This is a genomic window from Pseudoalteromonas sp. bablab_jr010 (assembly GCF_016464105.1).
GTDB lineage: Bacteria > Pseudomonadota > Gammaproteobacteria > Enterobacterales > Alteromonadaceae > Pseudoalteromonas > Pseudoalteromonas simplex.
On sequence record NZ_JACDWV010000170.1, the window covers coordinates 21,163 to 30,805 of the forward strand.

The following is a 9,643-nucleotide window of genomic DNA, read 5'->3' on the forward strand; positions in this document are numbered from 1 at the left end:
GGCAAGAAAATGCTTGATGATAAATCCGCTTCAGTTCGAAGCTTTAAATCAATGGTTGCATCTAACAACATAAGCCGAGTAGCTAATCTATTTTTATCCATTACAGTTGCACTAGGCGCTTTAACACTGTTTTTCAAGGACAGTGAAGTCGTTGTTATCCCAGAACAGAATTACTTTGGTGAGCTTACAATTCAAGGCGATAAAGCTAACCAGAATTACCAACAAGCATGGGCCTACAGCGTTTCTACTCTAATAGGCAACATTAACTCGCAAAACATCGATTTTGTAAAAAAGATAATGATGAAAATGTTATCTCCACAACTACAAGTTGAAATCGAGCCAATGCTGGATAAGCAAGCTGAAATGATAAAAATGCGTGATATACGACAGGTTTTTATTGCTGACGACCTAATTCATGAGCCTGAAACTGATTTAATCACCATTTGGGGCCAAAAAATCACTTTCATTGGTGGAGAACCCAAAGCAGATACAAAGTGGAGCTACGAATTTAAGATCACCGCAAGAAATGGAAGACCTAAAATCACCCACTTAGATCAATATCCGGGCACCCCAAGAAAGCGAAAACAAGCGATGGAAGCGCGTGGCGATGCTGAACCGGGAGCTTTAGAGTCGCAACCTTACTATGACAGTGAACTAGAGATAGGGGTGCTAGAAGCTGCAAAAGATCTGAAAGTGAAAGAACAACAGGAGAGCAACTAGATGAAAATGAAATCAATACTTTTAGCCATTGGTTGTGCGTCTAGTACATTCACCTTCGCTAATGATGCAACTGAAAATCCAAGCAATACATTCAAGCTACCAACAGAAGTAGTAAATGAACAACCTATTCCGGTTACAAAACAAGCCATATTTGAAGCGGCTAAAAGCGGCATTAAATTAGATAGTCGAAGTGAGCCTGCAATGAAAACAGTCTCACCTCAAGATGAAATCAATCAAATTGCCGATAACATAAAACCAAACGGAATGATGAATGAAGCTGACTTTAACCAATACCAGCAGCCACAAACTGCACAGTCAATTCGCTCAGGAAATGGGTACTCATTCCTAGATATCGTTAAATCAAAATACAAGCCAACCCAAAACCTTAGCAACCTTGAACCGGGTGCTAATATCGCTATACCTGTAGCTGTCGGCTTGACGAACCCAATCATAACTAACTTTAAGATGGTTGCCGCTAGAACCCACGACGAAGAATCAGTCATTGAATTAGAAGATGGCCGTTTATACATCACTTTAAACTCACTTAAGCCTGTTGCTTTAATGTTGTTTGAAGAAGGTGTTCCAGAGTCAATGATTAATCTTACATTGGTACCAATGGAAGCGATGCCGGTTGTTGTAAATGTCGATGTGAATCTTTCAAAAACGATGCAGTACAAGGGCGCAAATCACAGAGCGGAAATAAAAGAGCAAGAAACATTAGCTGAAGCGTCTTTAACTGAAGGCCACGTTGCAAATGTTGAAACAGATCGAGTAGCGCGTATTAAGCAAATTCTAAAACCTGTTGGTAAAGGTGAAATACCACAAGGGTTTTCACTTTCTCATGATGTATCAAAAGCGATGCACCAACCTTGCGGCTTAACCATTAGTCAGCAAGTACTACAGCGAATTGTCGGTCCAAGAGAAGTTGTTGATGTAGTCAGAATCCAAAATACAACTACACGCCCCTATACAATTCGTGAACAAATGTGCGAGTCACGTGATGTTATGGCCGTTGCCATTTACAACAAATCACTACTTCAACCTGGCGAAGCAACAGAAGTTTATATCCTGCGAGCCAAATTGCGCGAAAGCATTGTTAACACTAACTCTAAACGTCCTCGTGTAATCAACTAAGGCTGGTGGAAATGAGCATTAAAAAACAATGGGAAAATCCCAAAGTTAGAAAGTTTGCAGCAATACTGGTGATTATTCCTATTGCGTTCTTTGGTTATAAGTCGATGTCTTCTAGTGATAATAAAACCAGTCTGCAGGACAGAATTGCAGCTAGACAAGCTGAAGATCGCCTTGATGGAAAGGGTAAAGTACGCGGGCTATTTGATTCAGAAAGCATTGCTAACATCGATAAAAACGAATTCGACGAAATCTATGACAAGTCTGTAGACTCAATTCGCAGAAAAGAGCGTGAAGTATATACAGAAAAAGAGCGTGTACTTGAGATGGTTCAGCAACAGCAGCAAAGCATCGATGACCTGACGCTAAAATTGAAAGATTACGAGCGCCAACTGGAAGTGCGCGATAGAGCATATGCAAATACCCAACATAATAGACAATCAAATGGTGGCTCACGCTCAAATTACAACACTTCATACTCTGGTGCAGAGCAAGGGCAACAAGCTATAGCTGATGCACCACAACAGTACGATGAGAGGGTCTTTGACAGAACCCCTACTCAGCTTGTTACTGCAAAACCACAAATCGAAGGCCGTGTTATTAGAACTATCACCCAACGCAGCGTTCGAAGCATTAAGAGTTCGGGTGTTGTTGAAGAAAAACAGCAAAAAGATTTGTTGATCACACAACAAAGTCTAAAACCTGAAAAAGAGGTCCAAAAGAAAAGCGATCCAAATGAAGGTGGACTAATTGATTCTGACGAAGGCGTTGTTTATTTGCCTGCAGGCTCATTCTTCTCTGGTGTTTTACTTACTGGTTTGGATGCTCCAACACAGCTTGCAGCCAAATCTTCTCCTATGCCGGTTGTTATCCGAGTTAAAAAAGAAGCTATCTTGCCTAACCATTTCACTTTAGATATTCGCGAGTGTCACGTTATTGGCCAAGCAATCGGGGATTTATCAAGCGAAAGAGCGCATATCCGCGCACAATCAATTACATGTGTACGTAATGACGGTAAGAGTGTTGAAAGCGCGATTCAAGCGAATGCAGTTTCTGACTTTGATGGCAAACTTGGTATAGCCGGCAGACTTGTAAGCAAAAATGGCAACCTCTTAGCAGGCTCTATGGCAGCTGGATTTATGAGTGGCATTTCTGAAGCTGTTGCACCTCAACGAACTACATCAATCAATACGTCTGGTGGTGATAGAGCGGTATGGGAATCAGTAGACTTAGGCTCCGTTGCTTCCGCTGGTGTGTTCCAAGGCTCTGCTGATGCTATGGATAGACTAGCTGAATACTACATCGCTTTAGCAGAACAGATTCACCCAGTAATTGAGATATCACCGGGACGTTCAATCACATTCGCTGTGCTATCTGGCACTAAACTAAAATTAGGTGATTAGACAATGAATGACTATATAAAAATGATTCTTATAAGCCTAGTAATGTCAGCCTTAGCATTTTTTGCTGGTGTATCTTACACAAAAGCAGTAAGCGAAAAATCGATGATTGAAGTAACTGATTTAATTGCAGGTTATGCGAAAGTTCAAACGTTTAATCCAGAAGAAATTTCAAAGCGCATTACATCAGAGGGGGCTACACCTGCAGAGCTGGCATCTTATATCGAGCGTTATATTAAGCTCCATCAGCTCAAAGGGGTAATCCTTATTGATGAAAGTTATGTAGTTGCAAAGCCTAATTTCTCATCATCTGCTACGCTTACTATGAGTGAGCTAAATAACCTTAGTGAAAAGTACAATATTAAAACTGAAATAGATTATGGCTCACTCCTTAGTGAATTCAATAAAACAATTAAAAGCGCCAAGAATTACACAAATTAGATCCCAACTAAAAACCGCCTCATCATTTTGTAGGCGGTTTTTTTGATCTATGTCCTATTCTTAATGTCAAATTCATTGGATTTACATCAGGTGTTAATTAACCACGAGAGCAATTTAAAAAGCAACGCGATAGCTTTCTCTACTGATATATAATATTAATTCTAAAAATAATTATGATTCACTAATGAGTGAGTTTAATAGTTTTATTGAAAGAGCCTGCCACCAAAGTGTCCATAATAAACAAGTACACGAATATATGCAAACTTCATGGTGGACGACCTACAAAGCTAAAACAATTGAAGGCAAGCTTGCATAAAAACTAACGCATTAAGAGATGGATATGTTTGGTATCTCACTAAAGAAATTGACGAGGATTTATTAGCACAATCACAGCAAGGTTTTATTGAACTGTGCATTCTTGTAGATTAAGAGGTGATTAATTTAGATGATTTCAAGATGCTAATAGAAGAATCCCGAGAAGCTTTGGAGAGCTTTAGATATATTATTTTAGAACTCTACAGCGCAGATCGTTTCATTATTGTTCAATCAGCACTTAATTCTTACTACAAGCATCATGATTCAAAACATCTATCTTTCCACAAATATACAATTAATACTAACAGGCCTTATTTCCACCACCTATGAGCGAAGTTGAAAAGAAGTTTGTTCATGTAAAAAGGGTTTGAATTCATCGAAAGTTTATTGAATATTTATATTAAGTGAGTAAAGCTCTGAAGTTAACTTTCATGGCGAAATAAAGGACTAATATGCTCAAACCTAATGAAGGTAACAAATATGTTTTTAAAATAATTAACTTTAAAAGTGCTTACCTCCCATCATATGATGAAGTAGCTTATTTATTACATCTCCCAAATAACTTTCGAGGTATTATTGATTATGCTCAGTCATTTTATGAAGCGAAACTCCCAGTAAGTAAAAGTTCTATTTCGACTTTATCAACTAAAGGCATAGGGAAGCCTACCTTCAAAAAAATTGAAAATTGGTTTTTGTCCTTGTCACCTAGTATTGTCCACATTTTTAACCCCAAACTTCTCAAGAAAAATTATAAAGCTGTAGTAGTTGGCTCAAATGCAAGCCATTTCTATTCGTGTGTTGATAGTTATAAATTCAGCCTTAGGGCTAATAAAAACGATAATGAATTAAACGTATTAATGGACTGGCTTGAAGAACGTTCTAATGCTGACTACTTACTAATGAGTGAAATTCATAGAAAGGCAAAATCAGAAGTTATTAATAAGAATGATCCTAAAGATATTTGGCTATTACAAAAAACACATTGGCATGCACAAAGTTTAGTACCATCCAGACAGATCGAAGTTCTAGATGAGTTTTTTAAGTCAGATAAAAGAAGAGAAAACTATACGTTCGATGAAGTATTAGCTATTGCAGGAGCATCTTACTATTTAACATTTGATTTCTACTTATCTGCAATTGCCAACTATGAAATAGGTCTTCAATTCTACTACGAGAGGTTAGATGAAACCTGTAAAGATAAGCAATACTCAAGTTTCTTTACTGGAGTACTGAATACATTGATTGAATCTGACGAAGTTAACAGCTGTTTCGATGCTGCACTTATAGAGCTAAAAAAATTTATATCATCGAAAATTAAACCAATTAGCTGGAGGCAGCTGGCAAGCTATATACCTATTGAAAACTCTCAATTAAATGCCCCTGAAAGTTACGAGCCCCTGAAAGATAGACAATACAAACAACTAAAAGATTGGCGCAACGGGAAGAACTTACCTTCTTTTCTAAAGTTAGAAAGGTTTGTAAGTGCAATTTGCGAGAAATTATGTGATTTAGATTCTTCAGCATTACTTGTGTACTTCAGGATTAGTCGAGGGATAGACACAAAAATACAAGTATGTTTTGAACAAACTGAAAGCGAAAAACTTATTCCTATTTTCAATGAGATTATTGGGCAATACCCTGCTTACTTTAAGTACTATTCAGAACGCGAGAATTCGGCCATCTAACTTCAAAATTAGACGGCCTTAGCTTTTGCAATTAATCGTCTAAGCGCTCTTCCCAGTCTTCAGGGCGCTCATCTTCACCTCGGCTTTGCCAATAAGCGTCATGCTCAGGGTTTAGCTGCTGTGAACGGTTGTCATCATCATGTTGGGCCATTTTATTTTTTCCCTTGTTGGTTTTTGTTTGCGGCTCTAGCTGCGCGAGCAGCAAAACCATTAGAATCAACGCCGCCACCATTTTGCTTAGCTTCATTTCTTTGAATACGGGCCAAAGCATCGGTAGTCATTGGGGTTTCTTTCTTCGTCATTATATTTCTCCAAAATAGGTTTATTGTTAGGTGCTCCTAACAACGGAGAGAATAATGCCAAACAAAATTGGCGCTGTGGTGGGGGGGAAAGAGTGTAAATTTAATTTTCTCTATGTATTTTTGTAAAACACACTAATCATAATTTGGCCCATTAAGAGCGCATAAAGTAACGTATATAAATAAATGGAATTACTATACATAACAACAGGGACATGTATAAAAAAGGATAAAATTTATATATGTCGACCACTATAGAACTGTTACCGCTTGCGAATATTGAACAGTGGGGAAACCCGCGCTGTTTCAAAAAAACGACACTGTCCATCGCCATTTACTTGAGTTAAAAGGCGTTGCCGCCAGCATACCTAATGAAGCTATATTAATAAACACACTTGCTCTACAAGAAGCAAAAGGCAGCTCTGAAGTGGAAAACATAATAGCTACACACGATGAGCTCTAAAAAGCGAACCTGTTTGAAGAAGCGGTCACCAACCCCGCCACTAAAGAAGTACAAGATTATGCCATAGGTTTAAAACAAGGTTTCGAGACAGTGCGTAAAACAAACTTATTCGCCCTAATGACATACTCGCAATACAAAAAAGCTATAACAATGCTCCATCAAGAATTTGTTCATCATCTACAGGATGCTAAAACTCATACAAAGGTTTTTTCTCTTGCATTTTTTGTCTCCATTGTGGTGAATGCAAGTAAATGATGTATGGCTATAAATTTTTAGTTTTAAGGCATAAAAAATACGAACTCCGGAAAAGTTATGTACTAATAACTAACTGGAGAAAATCCATGCGTTTAATCAAATTAAAAGAAGTTTTACACATGACAGGCCTAAGCCGTGCAACTGTATACCGTTTTATGGCTGCTGGTGGATTCCCTATGAAAGTTGAGCTAGGTGGCAACTCTGTGGCTTGGGTGGAAAGTGAAGTTGAAGATTGGATAAATGAGAAAATACTCCAAAGAGACTATGCAAATAAACACTGACAGTAGATTTTGTTATCATTAAGAAGTAAGTTTGTCTTATTAAAAAGGATTTTAAGGGCAAACATGCTACACAAAGAACTAAAAGAGAAACAACGTAAACTACGAGATAACTTCCCTGAAGGGTTAGCTTTAAGAGTGCGCAGAGCACTAAGCTGGTTAGATAAATCAGAACAATGTAATCAAGATTTGGACTGCCAGTTTATTTTTTATGGGTTTCTTTTAATGCGGCATATGCACAAGATACAGAGTGCTTAAGTTTCAATGAAACCCAATCATTCAGTCATTTCTTAGAAAAACTAGATAAACTTGACTCGAATAGCAGGATTTATAACCTGCTTTGGAACATAAATAGTAGCAGTAATATCATAAACTTGTGTTATATATGGTTATTGTTTATTACTTTTTAAGTCATCCTGGTTTTGAGCTATTTGCATCATAGGCAGCAATATACGAGGTAATCTCATTCGTTCGCACTGAGCAGAAAGTAGCTCCCTCCAGTAAGGCCAGACATGATAACTAACATTATTAAGCGCAAACTCGTCTAGGCACTCTTGGCCTATTTCTGCTCTCAATAGGTATTCCGCGACAAATTCACTTTCTATTAAAGCTAGCATGTCAGCATCTTCGCTTTCATCTTTGACCCACTTTACACCTACTTCGACAAACACACGAAATAATAAATCACCATCGTCATTTTGAATTGTTTCAGACTTTGTAACTAAGTGCTTACTCTGAATGATGCAGCCATCTAGATTAGAGTGCTTTGGATCAAAGCCATCACTACACTGTGCATTCAGATTACGCACATAAAGATCTTGAACTTGTAAGTTTTTAATCGCTTTTTGTAAAGTATCTTTATTCATTTAACCAACTGCCTGCAAATGCGTATAACCTTGACCGCCTTTAAGCGTATTAGAGCTAATAACTGTCACATTTTGACGGGGTCTTTCACTGCTAACTACCGATTGAGTGAAAGAGGTCCAATTCCAATCATGGATTGGCACAGGGCGAATGCGTGCTTCTTTGTATGTATGAGTATGATTTAAGTACTCAAAGGCTGCCGGTACATCATGCGCAACTCGCAATAGTTTATCCATTGCCTCAGATTGAGTTACGTCATCAGCTTCGTATTTTGAAAAGGCAACTGGACCACCTCCAAAAATACGAGCGGCTTCGGCCTGTGTTAAACCAAGAGTATTACGTAAATCTTTTAACTGACTACCTGTAAGTAAACCATCGACTTCTTTTTTAAACGCAATCATCAATCTTTTATTAGTACGAGACTGTTCAGGCAGAGTTATTTCAGAACCACAGCAATCACACTCGCTGTAATGCATTGGCAATTCTTTATGAATATTTTTATATTCAACAGGGTTACAACCAACATGAGCGTGTAGCTCACCCTCTTCACATATTGAACATACAGAAGTATTTTTCATTTTCGTTCTCCTATCAAGAACCAGAAGGATGGCAAGAGACTAACAGTAATACTTTACCGGTCTTACCAATCGCTACTTTAATATAATATTCAAAATCCATTTCTTTATACGCATTTTCATTCCACTCTTTGCGTATAAATCGATAAGCATCGCATGCAGCCCAAGGTCCATCTGCTTTAGGTTGGCACCATTCAGACCCTAAGTACTGGCCATATTCAATTGCATCTTTAGTCAAAGACTCAATATCATCTTGATCTAAGCACCACTTTTGCATATCTCTTGCGCAACCATTAGACCACGCAATGAGCTTACCTTGTTCCAATAAACCTAAAACATCTGATGATCTATAAAGAGGCGTTGTTTGACCTTTTATTTTACGATCTTTTTCAGATTTAGGTAGCTCACCAAAATATTGGCTGACGATTTTACTACTTACCATAATGGTAAGTCTACTTAATTGGTCTAAATTTGCTCACCTTAGTTCAAACTAACTCTACTTATAATTCACTCTACAATATAAGCACCTATATTTTAGTAATATTCCTTTATATACCCATACGCTCTATCAAACAGTATTTGATCTGTGTGGAGTTTGTATTTAATTAGTGCCTTGCGTAGTGACTTTTGTACTTCGCGTTCGCCGCCGGTTGTTCCTTGCCAGCCAGGGAAGCGAACAACACGTACAATGGCGTCTATGTCGGTTACTATGCGCTCTACTACTGCGGGGGTTTGATCGTCTTTAAGCTCTAAAAACAGATCCGTTAATGCGGCTTTCGGTGTTTTTTCTTGTAACTCGTCGTCTAGTTCTTTTTCTGCCTGAACGGTTTCTTTGGCTATTTTACAAAGCTCTTTTACAAAGTCGATTGAGGCTATTAAGCCTTTTTCGGCTTTGTCGCGCAAAGCTTCTAGTCTTTCACTTAACGATTTAAATACAGGTAAGTCTCCACGGTCTTTAAAACGTTTTGCTAGCTCTTTTTCAAGCTGCTTTGTTTTACGTGGGTCTGGGTTATTAAATATGTTTTCGATAACGTCAGCATCAAGTACAAACTCTTCTAGGTTATGCACATTACCTACATGTACGTTGTCGTGTATGAGTTGTGTTGTTTGTGCGCCTAGCGTTAGCCATAACAACTTACCAATGTTATCTGAGGCAGGTTTTACCGACTCATAAACCTGGGCTAGCCATTTGTAATCTTCGTTGTATTCATCAAGTA

The 9,643-nt window shown here is 38.1% G+C and carries 11 protein-coding genes and 1 pseudogene; 7 read left to right on the forward strand and 5 right to left on the reverse strand.

Annotated elements, in window-relative coordinates; genetic code table 11:
- Window positions 1-9 precede the first annotated feature (9 nt).
- The 5 genes from JIG37_RS17945 to JIG37_RS17965 all read left to right on the forward strand — a co-directional run bounded on the left by JIG37_RS17945 (window position 10) and on the right by JIG37_RS17965 (window position 5,692).
- Window positions 10-720, forward strand: coding sequence for a TraE/TraK family type IV conjugative transfer system protein (locus JIG37_RS17945; protein WP_199529991.1), 711 nt, complete (start codon window positions 10-12; stop codon window positions 718-720).
- On the forward strand, window positions 721-1,854 hold the full coding sequence (locus tag JIG37_RS17950) for a type-F conjugative transfer system secretin TraK (protein WP_199529992.1): 1,134 nt from the start codon (window positions 721-723) through the stop codon (window positions 1,852-1,854).
- 11 nt (window positions 1,855-1,865) lie between these two features.
- Window positions 1,866-3,254 (forward strand): TraB/VirB10 family protein, encoded by a 1,389-nt coding sequence (locus JIG37_RS17955; protein WP_138534003.1) that lies wholly within the window; start codon window positions 1,866-1,868, stop codon window positions 3,252-3,254.
- A gap of 3 nt (window positions 3,255-3,257) precedes the next feature.
- Window positions 3,258-3,692, forward strand: a complete 435-nt coding sequence (locus tag JIG37_RS17960; RefSeq protein WP_199529993.1) for a hypothetical protein — start codon at window positions 3,258-3,260, stop codon at window positions 3,690-3,692.
- A 767-nt stretch (window positions 3,693-4,459) separates the two neighbouring features.
- Window positions 4,460-5,692: a hypothetical protein gene (locus JIG37_RS17965; RefSeq protein WP_199529994.1), complete on the forward strand. Its 1,233-nt coding sequence runs from the start codon at window positions 4,460-4,462 to the stop codon at window positions 5,690-5,692.
- 152 nt (window positions 5,693-5,844) lie between these two features.
- Here the strand turns inward: JIG37_RS17965 and JIG37_RS17970 are convergent, their stop codons facing one another.
- Window positions 5,845-5,994, reverse strand: coding sequence for a hypothetical protein (locus tag JIG37_RS17970; RefSeq protein WP_167330986.1), 150 nt, complete (start codon window positions 5,992-5,994; stop codon window positions 5,845-5,847).
- Between the two features lie 283 nt (window positions 5,995-6,277).
- On the opposite strand from JIG37_RS17970, the gene JIG37_RS22755 reads away from it, so the two are divergent.
- Together JIG37_RS22755 and JIG37_RS17980 are read left to right on the forward strand one after the other, a co-directional pair.
- The gene (locus JIG37_RS22755) at window positions 6,278-6,454 is read left to right on the forward strand and encodes a Fic/DOC family N-terminal domain-containing protein (protein WP_348535091.1); all 177 of its coding nucleotides are present in this window, start codon (window positions 6,278-6,280) and stop codon (window positions 6,452-6,454) included.
- Window positions 6,455-6,795: 341 nt separating this feature from the next.
- Entirely contained in the window at window positions 6,796-6,990 is a 195-nt protein-coding gene (locus JIG37_RS17980; protein WP_188731668.1) for an AlpA family transcriptional regulator, read from the forward strand.
- Between the two features lie 386 nt (window positions 6,991-7,376).
- Here the strand turns inward: JIG37_RS17980 and JIG37_RS17985 are convergent, their stop codons facing one another.
- From JIG37_RS17985 to JIG37_RS18000, 4 genes and pseudogenes are all read right to left on the reverse strand, one after another.
- Entirely contained in the window at window positions 7,377-7,853 is a 477-nt protein-coding gene (locus JIG37_RS17985; RefSeq protein WP_036973929.1) for a hypothetical protein, read from the reverse strand.
- The gene (locus JIG37_RS17990) at window positions 7,854-8,429 is read right to left on the reverse strand and encodes a type II toxin-antitoxin system MqsA family antitoxin (protein ID WP_051501969.1); all 576 of its coding nucleotides are present in this window, start codon (window positions 8,427-8,429) and stop codon (window positions 7,854-7,856) included. It lies immediately after the preceding gene.
- A gap of 13 nt (window positions 8,430-8,442) precedes the next feature.
- On the reverse strand, window positions 8,443-8,868 hold the full coding sequence (locus JIG37_RS17995; RefSeq protein ID WP_199529995.1) for a hypothetical protein: 426 nt from the start codon (window positions 8,866-8,868) through the stop codon (window positions 8,443-8,445).
- A gap of 92 nt (window positions 8,869-8,960) precedes the next feature.
- A pseudogene (locus JIG37_RS18000) lies at window positions 8,961-9,643 on the reverse strand (DEAD/DEAH box helicase); the annotation flags it as partial.

Excerpts from the sequence above, each read along its gene's own strand:
- JIG37_RS17945 (WP_199529991.1), top strand. The coding sequence starts at position 10 with ATGCTTGATGATAAATCCGCTTCAGTTCGAAGCTTTAAATCAATGGTT.
- JIG37_RS17950 (WP_199529992.1), top strand. The coding sequence starts at position 721 with ATGAAAATGAAATCAATACTTTTAGCCATTGGTTGTGCGTCTAGTACA.
- JIG37_RS17955 (WP_138534003.1), top strand. The coding sequence starts at position 1,866 with ATGAGCATTAAAAAACAATGGGAAAATCCCAAAGTTAGAAAGTTTGCA.
- JIG37_RS17960 (WP_199529993.1), top strand. The coding sequence starts at position 3,258 with ATGAATGACTATATAAAAATGATTCTTATAAGCCTAGTAATGTCAGCC.
- JIG37_RS17965 (WP_199529994.1), top strand. The coding sequence starts at position 4,460 with ATGCTCAAACCTAATGAAGGTAACAAATATGTTTTTAAAATAATTAAC.
- JIG37_RS17970 (WP_167330986.1), bottom strand. The coding sequence starts at position 5,994 with ATGACGAAGAAAGAAACCCCAATGACTACCGATGCTTTGGCCCGTATT.
- JIG37_RS17980 (WP_188731668.1), top strand. The coding sequence starts at position 6,796 with ATGCGTTTAATCAAATTAAAAGAAGTTTTACACATGACAGGCCTAAGC.
- JIG37_RS17985 (WP_036973929.1), bottom strand. The coding sequence starts at position 7,853 with ATGAATAAAGATACTTTACAAAAAGCGATTAAAAACTTACAAGTTCAA.
- JIG37_RS17990 (WP_051501969.1), bottom strand. The coding sequence starts at position 8,429 with ATGAAAAATACTTCTGTATGTTCAATATGTGAAGAGGGTGAGCTACAC.
- JIG37_RS17995 (WP_199529995.1), bottom strand. The coding sequence starts at position 8,868 with ATGGTAAGTAGTAAAATCGTCAGCCAATATTTTGGTGAGCTACCTAAA.